20 protein-coding genes are annotated in these 19,903 nt (G+C 68.7%); 10 read left to right on the top strand and 10 right to left on the bottom strand.

Features of this window, described 5'->3' with window-relative positions; all coding sequences use genetic code 11:
• Positions 1-18: 18 nt before the first annotated feature.
• The 7 genes from E0H73_RS29425 to E0H73_RS29395 form a co-directional block, all read right to left on the bottom strand.
• A complete protein-coding gene (locus E0H73_RS29425; protein ID WP_131361854.1) occupies positions 19-795 on the bottom strand; it encodes an IclR family transcriptional regulator in 777 nt (258 codons plus the stop codon).
• Positions 796-842: 47 nt separating this feature from the next.
• Positions 843-1,481, bottom strand: coding sequence for a response regulator (locus E0H73_RS29420; protein WP_131361853.1), 639 nt, complete (start codon positions 1,479-1,481; stop codon positions 843-845).
• Entirely contained in the window at positions 1,478-2,626 is a 1,149-nt protein-coding gene (locus tag E0H73_RS29415) for a sensor histidine kinase (protein WP_131361852.1), read from the bottom strand. The genes E0H73_RS29420 and E0H73_RS29415 overlap by 4 nt, the downstream gene beginning before the upstream one ends.
• 7 nt (positions 2,627-2,633) lie before the next feature.
• Positions 2,634-3,104, bottom strand: coding sequence for a hypothetical protein (locus tag E0H73_RS29410; RefSeq protein WP_131361851.1), 471 nt, complete (start codon positions 3,102-3,104; stop codon positions 2,634-2,636).
• 153 nt (positions 3,105-3,257) lie between these two features.
• On the bottom strand, positions 3,258-4,856 hold the full coding sequence (locus E0H73_RS29405; RefSeq protein ID WP_131361850.1) for an ABC-F family ATP-binding cassette domain-containing protein: 1,599 nt from the start codon (positions 4,854-4,856) through the stop codon (positions 3,258-3,260).
• Between the two features lie 132 nt (positions 4,857-4,988).
• Positions 4,989-6,365, bottom strand: coding sequence for a sensor histidine kinase (locus E0H73_RS29400; RefSeq protein WP_131361849.1), 1,377 nt, complete (start codon positions 6,363-6,365; stop codon positions 4,989-4,991).
• 89 nt (positions 6,366-6,454) lie between these two features.
• Positions 6,455-7,138, bottom strand: coding sequence for a response regulator transcription factor (locus tag E0H73_RS29395; protein WP_131361848.1), 684 nt, complete (start codon positions 7,136-7,138; stop codon positions 6,455-6,457).
• 172 nt (positions 7,139-7,310) lie between these two features.
• Here E0H73_RS29395 and E0H73_RS29390 point away from each other — a divergent pair, with 172 nt between their 5' ends.
• The 7 genes from E0H73_RS29390 to E0H73_RS47415 all read left to right on the top strand — a co-directional run bounded on the left by E0H73_RS29390 (position 7,311) and on the right by E0H73_RS47415 (position 14,172).
• Entirely contained in the window at positions 7,311-9,107 is a 1,797-nt protein-coding gene (locus E0H73_RS29390; RefSeq protein WP_131361847.1) for an ABC transporter substrate-binding protein, read from the top strand.
• A 5-nt stretch (positions 9,108-9,112) separates the two neighbouring features.
• Positions 9,113-10,093, top strand: a complete 981-nt coding sequence (locus E0H73_RS29385; protein WP_131361846.1) for an ABC transporter ATP-binding protein — start codon at positions 9,113-9,115, stop codon at positions 10,091-10,093.
• 76 nt (positions 10,094-10,169) lie between these two features.
• Positions 10,170-11,183, top strand: a complete 1,014-nt coding sequence (locus E0H73_RS29380; protein ID WP_131361845.1) for an ABC transporter ATP-binding protein — start codon at positions 10,170-10,172, stop codon at positions 11,181-11,183.
• Complete coding sequence (locus E0H73_RS29375) at positions 11,180-12,106, top strand: ABC transporter permease (RefSeq protein WP_131361844.1); 927 nt, start codon at positions 11,180-11,182, stop codon at positions 12,104-12,106. The genes E0H73_RS29380 and E0H73_RS29375 overlap by 4 nt, the downstream gene beginning before the upstream one ends.
• A gap of 2 nt (positions 12,107-12,108) precedes the next feature.
• Complete coding sequence (locus E0H73_RS29370; RefSeq protein ID WP_131361843.1) at positions 12,109-13,068, top strand: ABC transporter permease; 960 nt, start codon at positions 12,109-12,111, stop codon at positions 13,066-13,068.
• A 112-nt stretch (positions 13,069-13,180) separates the two neighbouring features.
• The gene (locus tag E0H73_RS47420; protein WP_238164358.1) at positions 13,181-13,684 is read left to right on the top strand and encodes a 2-dehydropantoate 2-reductase N-terminal domain-containing protein; all 504 of its coding nucleotides are present in this window, start codon (positions 13,181-13,183) and stop codon (positions 13,682-13,684) included.
• A 23-nt stretch (positions 13,685-13,707) separates the two neighbouring features.
• Positions 13,708-14,172, top strand: a complete 465-nt coding sequence (locus tag E0H73_RS47415; RefSeq protein ID WP_238164357.1) for a ketopantoate reductase C-terminal domain-containing protein — start codon at positions 13,708-13,710, stop codon at positions 14,170-14,172.
• Here the strand turns inward: E0H73_RS47415 and E0H73_RS29360 are convergent.
• A complete protein-coding gene (locus tag E0H73_RS29360) occupies positions 14,149-15,051 on the bottom strand; it encodes a GNAT family N-acetyltransferase (protein ID WP_131361842.1) in 903 nt (300 codons plus the stop codon). The two genes, E0H73_RS47415 and E0H73_RS29360, sit on opposite strands and share 24 nt — an antisense overlap.
• Positions 15,052-15,155: 104 nt before the next feature.
• On the opposite strand from E0H73_RS29360, the gene E0H73_RS29355 reads away from it, so the two are divergent.
• Complete coding sequence (locus E0H73_RS29355) at positions 15,156-16,037, top strand: NAD(P)/FAD-dependent oxidoreductase (protein ID WP_165555871.1); 882 nt, start codon at positions 15,156-15,158, stop codon at positions 16,035-16,037.
• Here E0H73_RS29355 and idi read toward each other — a convergent pair.
• Positions 16,032-16,589, bottom strand: coding sequence for an isopentenyl-diphosphate Delta-isomerase (idi, locus tag E0H73_RS29350; protein ID WP_131361840.1), 558 nt, complete (start codon positions 16,587-16,589; stop codon positions 16,032-16,034). The genes E0H73_RS29355 and idi overlap by 6 nt on opposite strands.
• A 228-nt stretch (positions 16,590-16,817) precedes the next feature.
• Here idi and tyrS point away from each other — a divergent pair, with 228 nt between their 5' ends.
• Both tyrS and E0H73_RS29340 read left to right on the top strand, forming a co-directional pair.
• On the top strand, positions 16,818-18,020 hold the full coding sequence (gene tyrS, locus E0H73_RS29345; protein WP_131361839.1) for a tyrosine--tRNA ligase: 1,203 nt from the start codon (positions 16,818-16,820) through the stop codon (positions 18,018-18,020).
• A 4-nt stretch (positions 18,021-18,024) separates the two neighbouring features.
• Complete coding sequence (locus tag E0H73_RS29340) at positions 18,025-19,212, top strand: aminoglycoside phosphotransferase family protein (protein WP_131361838.1); 1,188 nt, start codon at positions 18,025-18,027, stop codon at positions 19,210-19,212.
• On the opposite strand, the gene E0H73_RS29335 is transcribed toward E0H73_RS29340, so the two are convergent.
• On the bottom strand, positions 19,190-19,834 hold the full coding sequence (locus tag E0H73_RS29335) for a class I SAM-dependent methyltransferase (protein WP_131361837.1): 645 nt from the start codon (positions 19,832-19,834) through the stop codon (positions 19,190-19,192). The two genes, E0H73_RS29340 and E0H73_RS29335, sit on opposite strands and share 23 nt — an antisense overlap.
• Positions 19,835-19,903 lie beyond the last annotated feature (69 nt).

The following is a 19,903-nucleotide window of genomic DNA, read 5'->3' as shown; positions in this document are numbered from 1 at the left end:
ACGGCGAACGTCGAGCGCTCAGGCGCTGGGGAGGCGACGCAAGGTGGCGCCGATCTCCTCGGCGTGCTGGTGGAGCGCCTCGACCACGTCCCGCTGGTGGGCGTCGGTGAACCGCGACAGCGGGATCGAGCAGCTGAGTCCGTACGCCGCCGGGCGGCCGAAGGGGATCGCCACCGCGATGCTGCCCAGGCCCAGGGCGTCCTGCTCCCGCTCGGCGGCCCAGCGCCGTACGCGGACATCCTGGAGCTCACGCGCGAGCGCCTGGTGGTCGGCGATCGTGTGCTGGGTTTCCGCCTTGAGTTCGGCCGGGACGCGTGCCTCGACTTCCTCGGGCGAGAGTTGCGCGAGCAGCACCTGTCCCATCGCACTCGAATGGGCGGGCACCCGGCGACCGACCCAGGACCCGCTGCGGAGGATGTGCATCGACTCGCGACTGGCCAGATAGACCACGTCCGCGCCGTCGAGCCGGGCCAGGTGAACGGTCTCGTTGAGGTACGCACGCAGCGCGGCGAGGTGTGCCGTCGCGACCTGGTTGACGACGTCGCGGTCGAGGAACGCGGTCCCGACGAGGAGCGCGCGGACGCCGATGCCGTACGCCGTACCTCGTTCGTCGGACTCGACCCAGCCGGCGCCGACCAGCGTCCGGAGCAGCATGTGGATGCTGGACTTCGGGTAACCGAGCCGGCTCGCGAGCTCGGTCAGCGTCAGTCGGCCCGGGGCCTGGGCCAGCGCCTCGAGCAGCTCCACGGTCCGAGCCGCCGACTTCACGGCGGGCGTCTTGTCAGCATCACTCACGTGTTCGGTATACCAGACAGAGTTCGCATCCGTGAACCTCGGAGCTTTTACGCCAGCCCCAGGCGGTACGCGTAGGCGACGGCTTGGGCGCGGTCGCGGAGGTTGGCCTTGGCGAAGAGGTGGTTGATGTGGGTCTTGACCGTGGCTTCGCTGACGACCAGGTGCCGGGCGATCTCCGTGTTCGACAGTCCGTCGGCGATCAGGCGCAGCACCTCGATCTCGCGGGGCGTGAGGCCCGAGCCGGCGAGGTCGGCAGGCTTCGGGGTGGCGGCGCCTTCGATCAGGCGGCGCTGGACCTCGGCGTCGAGGATGGACTGCCCGGCCGCGGCCGCCTGCAGGGCCCGGCCGATCGACTCGGCGTCGGCGTCCTTGGTCAGGAACCCGCGCGCACCGGCTCGCAACGCGGACAGCACCGAGTCGTCGTCGCTGTAGGTCGTGAGTACGACGACCTCGGTGCCGGGGTGGTCCACGCGGACCCGCCGAGTCGCCTCCACCCCGTCGCACTTCGGCATCCGCAGGTCCACGAGCAGGACGTCAGGGTTGTGCTCGGCAACCAACCGCACGGCTTCCTCGCCGTCGGACGCGGCCGCGACCACGTCGATCCCGGGCAGCAGCTTGAGCAACGTGACCAGGCCGTCGCGGACCACAGTCTGATCGTCGGCGACCACCACGCGCACTGCACTCATACCGGAATCCTCAGTTCTACCCGCCAGCCCTCGGACGTCGGACCGGCCTCGACCGATCCACCGACCAGGTCGGCCCGTTCCTTCATCCCGAGCAGACCATAGCCGCCGGGCGTCGGCGGCGCCGGACGCTTCCCCGGCCTGTCCTCGACGGTCAGCCTGACATCATCGGCGTACCGGAGCCGTACGTCGACCGGCGCGCCCGGCGCGTGCTTGCGGGTGTTCGCCAGCGCCTCCTGCAGCGTCCGGTACAGCGTGCTCATCGCGTCTGCCGGCAACTCCCGAGCCTCCCCCTCCACCTCGAAGTCCGCCGCTGCCCCACTCTCCAGCCGGTACGACGTGACCAGATCGCCGAACGCCCGTACGTCGGGAACCGCGTCCTCCCGCAACGCGGCCACCGCACGCCTCGCCTCGGCCAGACCTTCGACCGCCAGCCCCTGTGCCCGCGTCACCTGCTCGATCGACTCGGGCGACGCACCATCCCGGATCAGCATCAGCCGCGCCCCTTGCAGACTCAACGACAGCCCGGCCAGCGAATGCGCCAGTACGTCGTGCACGTCGCGGGCGATCCGGGCTCGTTCGGCCAGGGCCGCGGCACGCCCGTGCTCCTCGATCGCGGCCTGCTTCCGGGCCAGCGAGACCTCCAGGTCCTCGATCTGGGACTCCCGGTTCCGGCGGTTGATCGAGGCCAGCACCAGGGCCACCAGGCCGAACGCGGGCCCGACCGCCCCGGCCACCGAACCGGTCGTGATGTACAGCGGCACCGAGGCGCCCACCACGCCGATGACGACCACCGCGATCTCGCGCGGCCCGGCCCGGTGATAGCGAACCGCCGCTCTGGACACCCAGAACGGCAGCAGGATCAGTGGACTCTGCGGCAACGCGAACCACAGCAGCGATCCGGCGACCGCGAACACCAGGAGTCCGTAGGTGGCGTTGCCCAGCGGCTCGCCGTACCGGAGACCGAACAGCGAGAAGTTGCTGATGACAACGAGTAGGGCGAGGACGTAGATCACCGGGTACGGCAGCCGGTGCGGGTCCCCGCCCGCGAAGACCAGCGTGCCGATCGTCAGGACGCCGGGAATCGCACGGATCAGGAGACCGGGCGCGGTGGCGGCCCGCACCCGGCTCCTGAGCGTCGACGTCATACCGTCATCATGCCCGTTCGGCCGCGAGCGGGATGTGCATGCTCAGCGCCCGACGGTAGATCATCGCGTTCTGCGCGGCGATGGTGAGTCCGATGGTCAGCGCGAGCGTCGCGTGGTTCAGCGTGCCGTGCGGCCAGAGCACCGGCGCGGTGAACGCGGCGCCGACCCGGATCCCGAGCGTCACGATCCAGAGGGCGAGCGTGGCGCCCGTCCCCTTCTGGTACAGCCCGTCCTCGCGCTGGGTGAGGTGCAGACTCGCACCCCGGGACAGTCCGAGCCCGACCAGTACGGCGCAGTCCAGCACCAGGAAGGCGATCTCGCCGGTCGACGCCGTACCGAGCGCCGCCGGCAGCGGCAGCAAGCCGATGATCAGCAGGATCGCCGGCATCAGCATCAGCGACCGCTGCGTGACCAGCGACCCGGTGATCTGCCGGCCGACGACCCGGAACAGCACCCACAGCCCTACCAAGATCCCCACCACTACTCCGGCCGACATCTCTCAGTTCCTTTCCGAGGAGGTTGTTCGTTGCTGGTGACAACACTCCTCGGATCCGGCGTTCGGAACGTCAGCCCGCGGTTCGCACCCGGGTGGAACCCGGACTCAACCCGTGGGTTGAGGTCCGGGTCCGGCTCACGCCAGCGAGACCAGTTCCAGATACTCGTCGGACCAGAGATCTTCGCTGGCGTCCGGCAGGAGCAGCACCCGGTCCGGCTGCAGGGCCTCGATGGCACCCTCGTCGTGGGTGACCATGACGATCGCGCCCGGGTAGCTGCCGACCGCGCCCAGCACCTCGTCCCGGGAGGCCGGGTCCAGGTTGTTGGTCGGCTCGTCCAGCAGCAGCACGTTGGCGCCGGAGTGGACCAGCCCGGCGAGCGCCAGGCGGGTCTTCTCCCCGCCGGACAGCACGTGGGCCGGCTTGTCCGCGTCGTCACCGCTGAACAGGAACGAACCGAGTACGTTCCGGACCTCGCCGTCAGTCAGACCGGGCGCGACCGACGCCAGGTTCTGCCGGACGGTGCCGGCCAGGTCCAGGGTGTCGTGCTCCTGGGCGAAGTACCCGATGCGCAGCCCGTGACCGGGTACGACGCGACCTGCGTCCGGCTCCTCGCGGGCCGCGAGCAGCCGGAGCAGGGTGGTCTTGCCCGCGCCGTTCAGCCCGAGGACGACGACCCGACTGCCCCGGTCGATCGCGAGGTCGACGCCGTTCAGCACCTGAAGTCCGCCGTACGCTTTCTTGAGGCCGACGGCGGTCAGCGGTGTCTTGCCGGACGGGGCCGGAGCGGGCAGCCGGATGCGGGCTACTCGCGCGGCCCGGCGTACCGGCTCGAGGTCGGAGAGCAACTTGTCCGCCCGACGCGCCATGTTGCGCGCGGCAACGGCCTTGGTCGCGCTCGCCTGCATCTTCTGCGCCTGGGTGTGCAGGACCGCGGCCTTGCGTTCGGCCGTGTTGCGCTCCCGGGTCCGGCGGCGCTCGTCGGTCTCCAGCTGTTCGAGGTACTTCGTCCAGCCGGTGTTGTGGATGTCGATCGTGACCCGCAGCGGATCCAGGTGGAAGACCCGGTTGACCGTTGCCTTGAGCAACTCGCGGTCGTGGCTGATCACGATCAGGCCGCCGGGGTACGACAGCAGGAACGAACGCAGCCACAGCACCGAGTCCGCGTCGAGGTGGTTGGTCGGCTCGTCGAGCAGCAGCGTGTCGTGCTGCGCGAACAGGATCCGGGCCAGCTCGACGCGACGGCGCTGACCGCCGGACAGCTCGCCGACCGGCTGCTCGAGGGCGCGGTTCGGCAGGCCGACGCCGGCCGCCAGCCGGGCCGCCTCTGCCTCGGCCGCGTACCCGCCGCCGGCCTGGAACTGTGCCTCGGCCCGCGCGTACGCCGCCATCGCGCGCTCCTGCGCGTCGCCGGTCGCGGTGCTCATCGCGGCTTCGGCCTCGCGCAGTTTGCGGACGGCGACGTCCAGGCCGCGGGCGGAAAGGATCCGGTCCGTGACCGTGACGGCGGGGTCGGCGGCGCGCGGGTCCTGCGGCAGGTAGCCGATGGAGCCGGACACACTGATGGAGCCGGTGGCCGGGCGGTCCTCGCCGGCCAGCGTCTTCAGCAGGGTGGTCTTGCCGGCGCCGTTACGGCCGACGAGCCCGACGCGGTCGCCGGGGCTGACGTGGAAGGACAGGTCGGACAGCAGCAGATGGGCGCCGACGCGAATGTCTACACCGTTGACGGTGATCATGGTGGTTACTCTCCGTGATAGCCAAGGGACGCACTTCAGGTACGGAAGCGGGTCCCGCAGCTAGACACAGAGGCAAGTAGCCATAAATCCAAGTTACCTAGTACCTCAAGGTCACGTCACTTGAATTACTGCTCAGGTGATTTTGGCGGGGAGTTCTACTACGAAGCGGGCGCCGCCGGAAGGGCGGGTGGTGACCTGGATGGTGCCTTGGTGCCATTGGACGTGGCGGGCGACGATGGCCAGGCCCAGGCCTACACCGCGACCCCGGCCGCTGGTCTCGCCGCGGCCGAAGCGCTGGAAGATGCGTTCACGATCCTCGGGCGCGATCCCGGGACCGGCGTCGTCGACGGTGATGATCACGCCGAGTCCACCGGCCTCGACGCCGACACCCTTGCAGCCGCCGGCGTGGTCCTCGGCGTTCTCGACCAGGTTCGCGATCACCCGCTCGAGCCGCCGCTTGTCCGCCTGCAGCGTCAACCCCTCGGCCTCCGGCGCAACCGTCGTCACCTCACGCCCAGCGGTCCCATCGGCCGCAGCCCGCACCAGGTCAGCGATCCGCACGATCTCCCGGCTGCCCTGATCACCACCGTCGTCCCGCGAGATCTCCAGCAGATCGATCACCAGCCGCCGGAACCGATCCAGATCGTCACCGAGCAACTCGACCGGCTCCCGCACCGCCGCGGGCAGTTCGGCCCGATGGTTCTGGATCAACTGCATCGAGTTGAGCATCGTCATCAACGGCGTACGCAACTCATGGCTCACGTCACCCGCGAACCGCGCGTCCGCCGCAACCCGCCGTTCCAGATCCGCCGCGGTCTGGTTGAACGATCGCGCCAGCCCACCCAGGTCGCGGTCGTTCTCCGCCTCCAGCCGCGCATCCAACCGACCGCGTGCCACCGCATCCGCCACCTTGGTCAGCGCCGCGAGCGGCCGCAGCGCCAGCGTGCTCGCCAGCCGCCCGACAGCCAGGCCGATCATGGCGGTCACGATCGCCGCGGCGACGAGCGTGATCTTCAACGTCCGCAGCGTCCCGTCGAGACTCGCCAGCGGGTGCCACTCGAAGAACGCCGTACCCGGCTGCTTCATCGGTACGCCGACCGCCAGCACGTGCTGCCCGCCCACGGTGAGCCGGCGATCGGCCGCCGTACCGTTCCGGACCTCGGTGACCAGGTCGACCGGCAGATCCGACGGCTTCCCGGTCAGGGAGTACCAGGTGTCGTCGTAGTAGACCATCGAGGCAGCGGCATCCGTGGACGGCAGGCTGGTCAGCAGATCCGTCACGCTGACCTCCGGGTCCGGCGTCAGACTGCCGCACTCGGCCTGCTCACGCACCGGCCGGCACGGCTGTGGCGCGCCGAACAGCCCATAGTGGAACGCGGCCGCGTTGTCGGCGGTCTCGACCATCGCCGAGGACTCGCGCTGCTCGGTGAGGTAGTCGGAGACGACGCCCCACGTGACCAGCGCCAGCACGGACGAAAGCCCGAGCGCGAGCAGGCCGTAGGCCACCATCACGCGCCCGCGCAGGCCGGGCTTGAGACCTGTCCTGCCCCGAAGCCGCCTCAGTCGCCCCGGTCGCCATTGCCGCCGTCGCCGCAACGTCAGCTCACCAGTCGATAGCCCAGGCCGCGGGCGGTGACGAGATGCTTCGGACTGGCCGGGTCGTGCTCGATCTTCAGCCGCAGCCGGCGGACGTGTACGTCGACGATCCGGCTGTCACCGAAGTACCCGTAGCCCCAGACCTTGGACAGCAGTTGCTCACGGCTCAGCACCTTGCCCTCGGCCCCGGCCAGCTCGGCCAGCAGCTTGAACTCGGTCCGGGTCAGCGGCAGCACGGAATCGCCGCGCGTCACCTCGGCCCCGGGCACGTCGATCGTGAGGTCGCCGACCACGAGTACGTCGGGCTGCCGCGCGTTCGCCGGCTCGACCCGGCGCAGCAGTGCGCGGATCCGAGCCGACAACTCCTTGGCAACGAGTGGTTTCGTCACGTAGTCGTCGGCACCGGCCTCCAGCCCTGCGACCACGTCGTGGCTGTCGGTACGCGCGGTCACCATGATGACCGGCACGTCGCTGGCCCGGCGGATCTCGCGGCAGACCGTGAATCCGTCCCGGTCCGGCAGCATCAGATCCAGCAGCACCACGTCCGGTGGTTCCCGGCGCAGCGCGGCCAGAGCGTCGTACCCGTTGGCCGCCTCGGCGACCTGGTACCCCTCGTCCTCCAGGGCGAGCCGCAGCACCCGGCGGATGCGCGGCTCGTCGTCGACCAGCAACAGACTGTGTGGCACGCACCCAGTGTCCCGCACCACCGGAGCGACCGCCGGTTACGGCTGTCATGAATCCGTCATCTTCGCGCCGGGCCGAAGGTGACAACCTCTTGACGCTTCGGTGACCCGGGCCGGACGGCGCGCGGAACGGTTCTAATTTCGGCGCTATCGAGTCCCGGAGGAGGACCAGAAAATGGCCAGAAGACGGCTGGCGGCAACATCCCTTGCCGCCGTGGCGGCGCTCGTCGCGCTCGCCGCATGCAGCAACGGTGGCACGACACCGACCGGATCCGGAGGTGACACCGCCACTCCCGTGAAGGGCGGAACCCTGAACATGCTGGGGGCCGGCGACGTCGACTACATGGATCCGAACATCAGCTACTACTCGGTCGGCTACCTGAATCTGCGGATGTGGAGCCGGCAGCTGTTCACGTACCCGGCCGAACCCGGTGGCAAGAACACCTCACCGGTCGCGGATCTCGCCACCGACATCCCGACGACCGCGAACGGCGGGTTGAGCGCGGACGGCAAGACGTACACGATCAAGATCCGGCCTGGCGCGAAATGGGGTACCTCCCCGGCTCGCCAGGTGACTGCCGCCGATGTGGTCCGGGGCGTCAAGCGGACCGCGAACCCGGTGCAGCCGTTCGGCGGCATCCCGGACTTCGCCAACCTGATCGACGGGTACCAGGCGTTCGCGGCCGGCTTCGCCAAGGCGCCGAAGACGGTCGCCGGGATCCAGGACTACATCGACAAGACGGCGCTGCCCGGTGTGGTCGCCAAGGACGACACCACCGTCGTCTTCCACCTGACGCAGCCGGCGACGTACTTCGTCGACATGCTGACGCTGCCGGCCTTCTCGCCGGCCCCGGTGGAGTCGCTGAAGTACCTCCCGGCCAGCACCGAACTCGGCAACCACTTCCCGTCCGACGGTCCGTACAAGGTCGACTCGTGGGTTCCGACCAAGTCGATCAACTACTCGCGCAACCCGGCCTGGGACGCGGCCACCGACCCGGTCCGCAAGGCGTACGTCGACAAGATCGTGGTGAACGAGACCGTCACGCAGGACTCGATCCAGCAGCAGTTGCAGACCGGTACGCCGACCGCCGACATGGAGTTCGATGTCGCACCACCACCTTCGCAACTGCCCGCGCTGCAGGCCAAGAAGGACCCGAACCTGACCATCGGCGACACCGCCAGCTCGAACCCGTACGTCGTCTACAACACCGCCTCGCCGAACAACAACAAGGCGCTGGCGAACCCGAAGGTCCGGCAGGCGATCAGCTACGCGATCAACCGCGACCACGTCCTGCAGGTGCTCGGCGGCAAGACGCTGAACCCGCCGCTCACGCACGTACTGCCTGACGTCATCACCGGCTCGAAGCAGATCGACCCGTATCCGTACGACCCGGAGAAGGCCAAGCAACTGCTCACCGAGGCCGGGTTCCCGCACCTGACGCTGAAGTTCCTCTACCGCAATGCGACCGAGGGCAGCAGCAAGGGCTTCCAGACGATCCAGCAGGACCTGTCCAAGGCCGGCATCACCGTCACCGGCGTACCGTCGCCGAACGCGGACTTCTACGTGAAGTACCTGCAGGTGCCGACGGTCGCTCAGCGCGGTGTGTGGGACCTGTCGCTGGCCGGCTGGGGCGCCGACTGGTACGGCAACGCGGCGCTGTCGTTCTTCAACCCGTTGTTCTCCGGTGAGCCGTCGTTCCCGCCCGTGGGCAGCAACTTCGGCCTCTACAACGACCCGGAGACCAACGACCTGATCCAGCAGGCGATCGCGGCGCCGACGACGGACGCGGCCGCCGAGCTGTGGGCCAAGGCCGACGCCCGGGTGATGGACCAGGCCGCGTTCTACCCGCTCACCAACAACAAGCAGGCGAACTACCACGCCGCGCAGGTCCACAACGCCGTCTACGTCCCGTCGATGCAGAACTACGACCCGACGAACGTGTGGATCGACAAGGCCAAGCAGGGCGGCTGAACCTCATGGCCCTGCTTGAAGTAAGGGATCTTCGGGTCTCCTTCGACACCCCGGACGGCACCGTCCGCGCCGTCCGGGGCCTGTCGTTCGACGTCGAGGCCGGACAGACGCTGGCGGTGGTCGGCGAGTCCGGGTCGGGCAAGAGCGTCGCCACCCAGACCATCACCGGTCTGACCCGCGGAGCCGAGGTGTCCGGTACGGCGTTCTTCGACGGGACGGATCTCATCAGCGCGGACCAGTCGACCCTGCGCAGGTTGCGCGGGGCGCAGATCGGGATGATCTTCCAGGACCCGCTGTCCAGCCTGCACCCGCACTACCGGATCGGCTGGCAGATCGTCGAGATGATCCGGGCGCACGACACCGTGATCAGCAAGCAGGCGGCCCGGCAACGGGCCGCCGAACTGCTCACCCTGGTCGGCATCCCGCGGGCGTCGGAGCGGATCGACGACTACCCGCACCAGTTCTCCGGCGGGATGCGGCAACGGGTGATGATCGCGATGGCGATGGCGCTCGACCCGGCGCTGCTGATCGCGGACGAGCCGACGACCGCGCTCGACGTGACCGTGCAGGCCCAGGTGCTGAACGTGATGCGCCGCCTGCAGGAGCAGTTCGGTACGGCGATCATCCTGATCACCCACGACCTCGGCGTGGTGGCGGAGATGGCCGACGAGGTGGTCGTCATGTACGCAGGCGCGGTGATGGAACGGGCACCGCGTCGCGACATCTTCTACCGCAACCACCATCCGTACACCCAAGGCCTGCTGGCATCCCTGCCGGCCCGCAGCGGCGACCGGTTGACCCCGATCGCCGGCAGTCCGCCGAGCCTGATCAGTCTGCCCGCGGGATGTCCGTTCGCCGCCCGCTGCCCGCACGTGTTCGACAAGTGCCGCACCGAGCCGCCGCCGCTGACCAACGTCGGTGGCGACCCGCGGCACCAGTCGGCCTGCTGGCTGCCCCACACCGTGAACGAGGCGATCGCGTCATGAATGAGCGAAGCGAATTCATCAGAAAGCACAGCATGCTCGGAGCCTCATCCGCGCCCGGAGCGAAGCGAGGACGTGGATGAGCAACGTACTGCTGAAGGTCGATGACGTCCATAAGGAGTTCCCGACCCATTCGAAGGAGGTGGTCCATGCGGTCGACGGAGTCTCTCTCGAGGTGCACAAGGGCGAGACGCTCGGGCTGGTCGGCGAGACCGGCTGCGGCAAGTCGACGCTGGCCCGCTGCATGGCCCATCTGTACGACGTGACGTCTGGCTCGGTCTGGTTCGACGGGCAGGAGATCAGCACGCTGTCACGGCGGGCGATGCGGCCGGTACGCCGCGAGGTCCAGGTGATCTTCCAGGACCCGTACGGCTCGCTGAACCCGCGCCGCCGGGTCGGCTCGATCATCGGCGACCCGTTCGCCATCCACGGCATCGCGTCCGGGGCGGAACGGAAGAAGAAGGTGCAGGAGCTGATGGAGCTGGTCGGGCTGAACCCCGAGCACTACAACCGGTTCCCGGCCGAGTTCTCCGGTGGCCAACGGCAACGAATCGGGGTCGCACGGGCGCTGGCGCTGCGGCCGAAGCTGGTGATCTGCGACGAGCCGGTGTCCGCGCTGGACGTGTCGATCCAGGCGCAGATCATCAACCTGCTGGCCGATCTGCAGAAGGAGTTCGACCTGACCTATGTGTTCATCTCGCACGACCTGTCCGTGGTCCGGCACGTGAGCGACCGGATCGCGGTGATGTACCTGGGCAAGATCGTCGAACTGGCGCCCACGCACGAGTTGTTCGGGCAGACGCGTCACCCGTACACGCGGGCATTGCTGTCCGCGTTGCCGGTGGCTGATCCGGACACGGCCGACAGCCGTGAGCAGATCATCCTCGGTGGCGACATCCCCGCCGCGACGAACCCGCCGGAGGGGTGCAGGTTCCACACGCGGTGCCCGAAGGCGCGAGCCGACTGTGCCGCCGGGGAGCCGCTGCTGATCCCCGTCCTCGACGACCAGCACGACCACCGGACCGCCTGCTTCCATCCGCTGACGATCGGCGAGGACATGTCGACCGCCGTACCGGACCTGAAGGCATCATGACCGCAGCCATCGAAATGGTCGACGTTGTCGACGAGCCCAAGGCGATCGAGGGCCGCAGTCCGTTCGTGCTGGCGTTGCGGCGGCTGCGCAAGGACAAGGTGGCGATGATCTCGCTGGCCGTGATCGTGCTGATCGTGCTGATGGCGATCTTCGCGCCGGTCTTCGCGGCGATCACCGGTCATCCGCCGAACGAGCAGTACCGCGACATCGGCCTGACCCCGGACGGGTTGCCGCGCGGGCCGAACGGGACGTTCTGGCTCGGCACGGACGACCTCGGCCGGGACATCCTGGTCCGGATCGCGTACGGCGCTCGTGTCTCGCTGCTCGTCGGAGTGATCGCGACCGCGATCACCGTGGCGATCGGCGTCGTACTCGGGCTCGCGGCCGGGTTCCTCGGCGGGGTCGTCGACACGGTGCTCGCGCGGCTGATCGACGTCGTACTGTCGGTGCCGTTCCTGCTGGTGGCGATCGCGCTGGTGTCCGTCACCGGGCCGAGCCTGACGGTGACCGTGCTGGTGATCGGGTTCTTCAGTTGGGCGTCGGTGGCCAGGATCGTGCGTGGGCAGGTGTTGTCGTTGCGCGAACGCGAGTTCGTCGAGGCAGCCCGGTCGTTGGGGGCCGGTGACAGGCGGATCATGTTCGTCGACGTGCTGCCGAACGTGCTGGCGCCGGTGATCGTCTACACCACACTGCTGATCCCGGTGGTGATCGTGACCCAGGCGACGTTGTCGTTCCTCGGGCTCGGACTGCCGCCGCCAACGGCCGACTGGGGCGGGATGATCAGCGCCTCGCAGAACTACTACACGACCGCGTGGTGGTTCATCCTCTTCCCGGGCCTGGCCCTGCTGATCACGACGCTCGCGTTCAACCTGTTCGGTGACGGGGTCCGCGACGCCTTCGACCCCCGCGCAGATCGGACCTAGTGATGGCTCTCTTCCTGATCCGCCGGCTGGGGCACGGACTCCTGGTCCTGTGGCTCATCACGGTGGCCGTGTTCGCCCTGTTCTTCGTTGCCCCGAGCAACGTCGCCCAGACGCTGGCCGGCCGGCAGGCGACGCCGGAGACCGTTGAGCTGATCAAGCACCGGCTCGGGCTGGACCTGCCGGTGTGGAAGCAGTACCTGCACTTCGTCGAGAACGCGCTGCACGGCAACCTCGGGTACGACTACTACCACCAGGTGCCGGTGACAACGATCATCGGGACGGCGTTGCCGATCACGGTGTCGCTGGCGCTCGGAGCCGCCGTACTGTGGTTGGTGCTGGGCGTCTTCAACGGGGTCGTCTCCGCGGTGCATCCGCGGTCGCTGGCCGATCGCGGGCTGACGCTGTTCTCGTTGTTCTTCTACTCGTTCCCGTCGTTCCTGCTCGGGTTGCTGCTGCTGTACTTCCTGTACTTCCGGCTCACGCTGGCCGGGTTCCACTGGTTCCCGGCGGGTGGGTACTCCCCACTGACCGCCGGGGCGGGCGCCTGGTTCCAGCACCTGCTGTTGCCGTGGGTGGCTCTCGCTTTGTTGCTGGCGGCCACCTACACCCGGTTGACCCGCGGCTCGATGCTCGACGTCCTCGGCGAGGACTACATCCGGACCGCCCGGTCGAAGGGCATCCGGGAGGGCCGGGTGATCGTCCGGCACGGTCTGCGCAGCGCGCTGACTCCGGTGGTCACGCAGTTCGGCATCGACCTCGGTCAGCTGATCGGCGGTGTCGTCGTCATCGAGACCGTGTTCAGCCTGCCCGGCCTCGGGCAGACCGCGGTGACGGCGATCAACCAGCAGGATCTCCCCGTCATCATCGGGATCGTCCTGTTCGCCTCCGCCGCGGTGGTGGTCGCGAACATCCTGGTCGACATCGCGTACGCCTTCCTGGATCCGCGGGTTCGACTCCACTAGATGTACCGGAGGACAGGAGGTAGTGGCCGGTTGGTTGGCCTCTCAGGGGTGGGCCAAGCGGAGCCGCGCCGGTCGATGCTGACTACCTCCTGTCCTTCGGTACGGTGGTGCCGTGTCGATCGTGGTGTACGGCGCCGGCGGGATCGGCTGCTACGTGGGTGGACGGCTGCTCGCGGGTGGGGCCGACGTGGCGTTCGTCGGGCGGGAGCGGATGGCGGGCGAGCTCGCGGCCCATGGGCTGCGACTGACCGACTACCTCGGTGCGGATCTCCGGGTTGCCGAGGTTCGCTACGAGACCTCGCCTGAGGCGGCCGGGGCGGCGGATCTGGTCCTGCTGACCGTCAAGTCGGCGGCGACCGAGGCTGCAGCCGCCGAGTTGGCCGGTGTGCTCAAACCGGGTGCGATCGTGGTCAGCTTCCAGAACGGCATCCGCAACGGTGACGTCCTGCGGGAGCAGTTGGCGGACCAAGTCGTGGTGCCCGGGATGGTTCCGTTCAACGTCCTGAACCGTGGTGAGGAGTCTTCCACCAGGGCACCGCGGGCGCGCTCGATGTCCAGAAGCATCCAGGTCTCGCGCCGTACGTCGAGGACTTCGCCCGGGCCGGCCTGCCGCTGAAGCAGCACGACGACATCCTGCCGGTGCAGTGGTCGAAGCTCCTCCTCAACCTCAACAACCCGATCAACGCGCTCTCGGACCTCCCGTTGCGCGACGAGCTGTCCCAGCGGGCGTACCGTCGCTGCCTCGCCGCGGCCCAGGCCGAGTCACTCGCGCTCCTCGCCGCGCACGGCATCGAACCGGCTCGGATCCTGGCAGTGCCGATGCGCCGCTTCCCGGCCGTCCTCCGCCTGCCCGACTTCCTGTTCCGGCGCTTGGCCGGCTCGGTCCTCGCGATCGACCCGCTCGCCCGGACCTCGATGTGGGAAGACCTCAAAGCCGGCCGTCCGACCGAGATCGACTACCTGAACGGCGAGGTCGTCCGCCTGGCCGAAGCCCTCGGCCGCAAGGCTCCGGTCAACGCCAAGCTGATCGAGCTGATCCACAAGGCCGAGACCAACCATCACCCCTGGCCCGGCCCGGAACTACTCCGCGAACTGCAGCGGTAGCTTCGCCCGGACATCGACGCTCACGATGCCGTAGGTGAACCCGAGGTGCTCGTTCAGCCGGCGCATGTTCTCGTTGCCGCGCTGGGTCCAGGTGTAGATCTCGGTGATCCCGTGCTCGGCCGCCCAGGCCATGCTCGTTCGCTTCAAGGTCGAGGCGACGCTCTTGCCGCGCCAGTCCGGATGGACGGCGGTGTAGGCGACCTCGGCCCGCTCCGGTTGGTCCGTGTCGAGCATCAACCCGGCGACACCGATCACGTCGTCACCGACAACGGCCAGGAACATCGCCTCCGGGTTGTTGATCCACTCGGTCTCCCACTCCTCGGCCGAGACGTCCATCGGTGCCGGCACATCCAGGTCGGGAAGGGTCGGCACCGCCACCTGCTCGTACGCCTTCGCCCAGAGCTCGGGCCGCTCGGCCACGGTCACGATCCGGTACGCCGTCGGCTGCTCCGGCCACGGCTCGGCGCCGATCTTGCGGAGTTGCTCGACCTGGCGGTTCGTCTCGGTGAAACCGAAGTGGTCGGCGAACGCGCGTGACTCCTCGTCGTCGACCGAGCAGCCCGCGGCTTGGTACCCCTCGGCAACGGCATGCTCGGTCAGCGCACGCAGCAACTCGGTGCCTGCACCTTGCCGTCGCGCCTCGGGCCGGACCCGCGGTTTGATGGCCGCACGACCCGCCTCGCTGGAGTGATCCGACGTCCCGCTGCCGACGACCGCACCGTCCATCACGGCCAGCACCAGGAGCCGTCCGGGGTTCGCCAGCTTCTGCAGCTCGGCCACACTCGGGCAGCGCTCGTACGGCTGCACCGCGAGTCGCACCGCACGCCAGTCCTCGTAGTCCCGCTCCGACTCGACCGGCCGGATCACGATGTCACCCATGCTGCCAACCTTGCCCTACCCGGACTCCGTGCGCACTCGATTTCATCGTCTCAATATACGAGTAAGTTCTTCTCGAATTGTGGATGCAGCGGCAAGATGGCGCTGTGATCGACGCAGCAGTGATCGGTGGAAGTGTGGCAGGCCTGCAGGCGGCCCTGACCCTGGGACGGGCCCGGCGCCGAGTGGTGCTGTTCGACGACGGGAAGGCACGGAACCGGGCGGCTGAGCATGTCCACAACTTCCTCGGAGTCGAGGACACCGCACCCGGCGAGTTGCTGGCGCTCGGGCGCCGGCAGCTGCTGGAGTACGACGTCGAGGTGCGCGACACCCGGGTCGAGGACGTGACAGCAGACGGCGACAGTTTCGTCGTCGAGGGCCAGCGAGTGCGATCCGTCGTACTGGCGACCGGGCTGCGGGACGAGCTTCCGGACGTGCCGGGTGTGTGGGACTCGTGGGGTCGATCAGTTGTTGCGTGTCCGCACTGCCATGGCTGGGAGGTGCGTGACGAGCCGCTCGTGCAGCTCGGGATGCGCGGTCTGCCGGATCGCTCGGTTGCCCGGGCGCTGCTGCTCAGCAAGTGGAGCAACGACGTCGTCCTGTGCACCGATGGCGACGAACTCGGCGCCGATCACCTGACCAAGCTCGACAGGGCCGGCGTGACGACTCGCACCGAGCAGGTCGAGGCCGTTCAGCCGGCGGAGAACGACGTACGCGTGCTGCTGAAGGGTGGTGACACGTTGCTACCGCGGGCCGTGTTCGTGGTCGTCCGGCAGCACCAGCAGAGCGATCTTGCGACCAAGCTGGGCTGCGACGTGGTGGATGGCGCGGTCGCCGTCGACAGCTCTGGACTGACCAATGTCCCTGGTGTCTACGCGGTGGGTACGACGGCAGTCCCTGCCCTGTTCGCGATCGGCGCTGCCGGGCACGCGAGCACGACCGCGGTGGCCCTGCACGCGGACTTGCTCGACCGCGACCTCAGCTCATGACCGCGCAGCAGGTGGCAGGCGGGCAGGATCCCCGACGGTCCACTCCCCTGGCGCCCCGCTGAGCTCGTCCAGCTGCAGCAGGCACCACGGCGACAGGCCGCGAAAGTCGCGCATCTCCGACCATTCGACCCAGCGGTACGACGCGACCTCTGCCGGATCTGGCGTGGGTTCCCCGGACCACCGGACCCGGTAGACCGGGCATATCTCGTTCTCCACCACGCCGGTCGGCATCTCGGCGCGATAGCGGAACTCCGGCAGCACCAGCTCGACGCCATTCGCGACGATCCCCAGTTCGTCGGCGAGCCGCCGCCGTACCGCATCCGGGACCGGCTCACCGGGAAGTGGATGCCCACAGCAACTGTTGGTCCAGACCCCGGGCCAGGTCGGCTTGGTCAGCGCGCGCTGGGTCAGTAACACCCGACCGGCGTCGTCGACGACGTAGCTCGAGAACGCCAGGTGCAGCGGGGTCGCGGAGTGGTGGACCGTTGCCTTGGCCTCGGTCCCGATCGCCCGTCCGGCGTCGTCCAGCAGCACCACTCGCTCCTCCGTCACACCCCGAGGGTAGGCGGATACCCGGCTGCGGGCCCAATGCGCCGGTGCTACCCTGACGCCGTGATCAAGCGACGCGTGGCATATCGACCGGCTCTGGGAGGGGCCGGCATCCGGTAGTCCCCACAACTCGCTCCACCCAGAGCCTCCGAGGCAGGAACCGACCGGGTTCCTGCCTCTTTCCGTTGCCGGAGGCGCTGTCGGTGCCTCCTGACCTGTCGAGAGGACCCGATGAACGACCCGACCACGGTGATCGACCGATTACGTCGTACCACCGACTCCATCGTCGGCGAGGCCGACCTGCGCGAACGGCTGGCGACCGGGCGGCCGTTGCGGATCAAGTACGGCGTCGACTGCACCGCGCCGGATCTGCATCTCGGCCACGCGGTCAACCTGTGGATGATGCGGCAACTGCAGGACCTCGGCCACCTGGTCGTATTCCTGCTCGGCGACCTGACCACTCGCGTCGGCGACCCGACCGGCCGGTCCGAGACCAGGCCGGTGCTGACGCCGGAAGAGATCGACGCGAACGCGACGTCGTTCCTCGAGCAGGTGTCGCTGGTACTGCGGACGGATCCCGCGGTGTTTGAAGTACGGCGGAACTCCGAGTGGTACGACGGGATGCAGGTCGCGGAGCTGCTCGGTCTGTTCGCGCAGGTCACGCATGCACAACTGATGGCGCGGGACATGTTCCGGGAGCGGGTCGCGGCCGGGCGGGAGATCGCGGTGCACGAGCTGGTGTACCCGGTGCTGCAGGGCTACGACAGCTTCGCGGTGCAGAGTGATCTGACCATCGTCGGCTCGGACCAGTTGTTCAACGAGCAGCTCGGCCGGCACTTCCAGCAGCGCCTGGGCGCGCCGCCGCAGGTGGTGATCACGACCACGATCACGCCGGGCCTCGACGGACGGGCGAAGCAGTCGAAGTCGCTGAACAACTACGTCGGGCTGACGGACCCGCGGCGGGAGAAGTTCGGCAAGTTGATGAGCATCCCGGACGACTTGGTCGAGCCGTACGCCCGCGTCTACACCGAACTCCCCACGGACACGGTCGCCGCGCTGGGCTCCGCGGCCGCGCACGGTGGTCCGCAGGCCCGCGATGCCAAGCTCCGCGTGGCCGCTGCCGTGGTGACGCGCTACCACGGTGCGGGTACGGCGAAGGCCGAGCTGGAGGCGTTCCGGCGTACGTTCTCTGACCGCAATCAGCCCGAGGAGATGCCGGAGATCGTCGTCGACAGTACTGTGAGGACCGCGCTCGATCTCCTGCGCGCGATCCGGCCCGGCGACAGCAACTCCGAGCTCCGGCGGCTGATCCGCCAGGGCGCCGTCACCATCGACGGCACCCGCGTGGATGACCCGGCGGAGGCCGTCGACCTGGGCGACGGCGTTGTGATCAAGTCCGGCGCACGTACTTGGCACCGAGTCAGACGACACTGATCACGTGGAGACGAAGACGGTCGAGGCAGTGGTCAGCGTCGGGCACCGCTACGTGGGACGGGTGCCGGCGTTCGAGGTCGAGCCGGCGTGGTGGTCAGAAGTCGAGGGCGTGACTCGGCAGCTCGACCAGTTGCTCGGCGTGCGGACTATAGTGCTGCGACTCGTTCACGCGGACGAGGCTGTGGTCGGTCGTGGTGGTCGGGTCGTCTATCACGTACAGGCGCTGGGCGAGCCGCGGGCCGGCGTAGTGGACGAGACGCCGTACGACGGTTGGGACGCGATCGTCGCGGCCGAACCACTCCGGGCAACGTGGGCGGAGGTGGACGGACCGGGCTGGCTGATCGAGTGGGCGCGAGGCATCATCGGCCCACTCGATCCGGTCCAGGTCAAGACCTGGAACCTGTCCTGCCTGATCCGCTTCCCGGGCGCCTGGGCGAAGGCGACGAGCCGGTTCGGCAGCATCGACGCCGATATCATTGATCACATCCACCGGTACGACGGTCGGCTCGCACCCACCGTCCTCGGTACGTCGGCCGGCAACCGCTGGTCCCTGCTCGCCCACGCGCCCGGAGCCGACTGCTGGGAGCCGGATCCGCCGACGATCGAGGACGTGGTCAGCCGGTGGGTCGCCGTACAAGCCGAGCTTGCGGCGGAGGTGGACGAGCTGGACGCGCCGGTGCTGCGACCGGAGCACCTGGCGGATGAAGTGTCCCGGCTGCTGACCATCGTCGCGCTGCCCGGTGACGACGTACTCGCGGTGGAGGAGCTGCTGACGAAGCTGCCCGGCATCCTGTCCGAACTGGACGCGTCAGGTCTGCCGATCACGCTGGTGCACGGCGACTTCCATCCGGGCAACTGGCGTTCGGACGGCACCAACCGGGCGATCGTCGACTGGGCGGACAGTTTCGTCGGCCATCCGGCCACCGACATCCAGCGGCTCCGCGGATGGATGCCGCAGGCAAAGGGTGATCACGCGGTCGAGGTCTGGTCCGCGGCCTGGAAGCGCCGGATCCCGAACAGCGAACCGTTCCGGGCACTACAGCCGATGACGGTGCTCGGGCGCCTGGTCGGGGCGGTCATGTACCAGCGGTTCCTCGAGAACATCGAGCCGGACGAACGCATCTACCACGCGGACGACCCGCGCACCGAACTCCAAGCCGCGGTCGAGGCTATGCGGGCTTGCGGGTGGTGACCAGCCAGGCCGCCGACGGGTAGTCGACGCCGCGACCGAGCTGGATGAGTTCTTGCATGGGCTCGCATTCGGGGGTCTGGAAGCCCGCGGTGGTGAGGATGTGCGCTACCCGCGCGGGGTCGGCGAAGGCGAACGGACCGGGTACGTCGAGCCGCGGCGTAGGGCCGGTGGTGAGTTCGGCGTACCACGGGTTCCGGCTCGGCGCTTGCCAGACCAGTAGCGCGACGCGCCCACCAGGGCGCAGCGCTCGCGCGAGATTGGTGAAGGCCGCGATCGGGTCGGCGAAGTCCGTGCAGCCGGTACGGCTGAGGAGGACGTCGAAGGTTTCGGGCTCGAAGGCATGCACTTGTGCGTCGGCCGGCACGAACGTCGCGGTGACGGCGCCAGTCTCCTCCGCACGACGGGTCGCCTCCGCCAGCGCCTGCTCCGAAAGGTCCACGCCAACGGCCGCGCCGGAACCCGCGAGCCAGGCGGCGGCGCGCGTCGTACCGCCGGTTCCGCAGCCGATGTCGAGGACGCGATCACCGTCCCGGATGGCGGCCGCCCGGAGCAGCCAGTCGTCGTACCGATACAGGCTGTTCTCAGTCAGCCCGGTGCTGTAGGCGAGATCGATGCCGCTCATCCTGGTCCCCTTTCCTTGCCCTCCTGTACGGATCAGCTGGTGATCCGGTTCATGTGACAGGCTGTCGCC

Source organism: Kribbella pittospori (assembly GCF_004331465.1).
In the GTDB taxonomy this organism is placed as follows: domain Bacteria; phylum Actinomycetota; class Actinomycetes; order Propionibacteriales; family Kribbellaceae; genus Kribbella; species Kribbella pittospori.
Note: the sequence above shows the minus strand (reverse complement) of the source record. Positions and strands in the feature narration are given on the sequence as shown.

Bases quoted from the DNA above. Each gene is read 5' to 3' on its own strand.
- E0H73_RS29390 (WP_131361847.1), top strand. From the start codon at position 7,311: ATGGCCAGAAGACGGCTGGCGGCAACATCCCTTGCCGCCGTGGCGGCG.
- E0H73_RS29385 (WP_131361846.1), top strand. From the start codon at position 9,113: ATGGCCCTGCTTGAAGTAAGGGATCTTCGGGTCTCCTTCGACACCCCG.
- E0H73_RS29360 (WP_131361842.1), bottom strand. From the start codon at position 15,051: ATGGGTGACATCGTGATCCGGCCGGTCGAGTCGGAGCGGGACTACGAG.
- E0H73_RS29335 (WP_131361837.1), bottom strand. From the start codon at position 19,834: ATGAGCGGCATCGATCTCGCCTACAGCACCGGGCTGACTGAGAACAGC.
- E0H73_RS29370 (WP_131361843.1), top strand. From the start codon at position 12,109: ATGGCTCTCTTCCTGATCCGCCGGCTGGGGCACGGACTCCTGGTCCTG.
- E0H73_RS29420 (WP_131361853.1), bottom strand. From the start codon at position 1,481: ATGAGTGCAGTGCGCGTGGTGGTCGCCGACGATCAGACTGTGGTCCGC.
- tyrS (WP_131361839.1), top strand. From the start codon at position 16,818: ATGAACGACCCGACCACGGTGATCGACCGATTACGTCGTACCACCGAC.
- E0H73_RS29415 (WP_131361852.1), bottom strand. From the start codon at position 2,626: ATGACGTCGACGCTCAGGAGCCGGGTGCGGGCCGCCACCGCGCCCGGT.
- E0H73_RS29400 (WP_131361849.1), bottom strand. From the start codon at position 6,365: ATGGTGGCCTACGGCCTGCTCGCGCTCGGGCTTTCGTCCGTGCTGGCG.
- E0H73_RS29375 (WP_131361844.1), top strand. From the start codon at position 11,180: ATGACCGCAGCCATCGAAATGGTCGACGTTGTCGACGAGCCCAAGGCG.
- E0H73_RS29405 (WP_131361850.1), bottom strand. From the start codon at position 4,856: ATGATCACCGTCAACGGTGTAGACATTCGCGTCGGCGCCCATCTGCTG.
- E0H73_RS29380 (WP_131361845.1), top strand. From the start codon at position 10,170: ATGAGCAACGTACTGCTGAAGGTCGATGACGTCCATAAGGAGTTCCCG.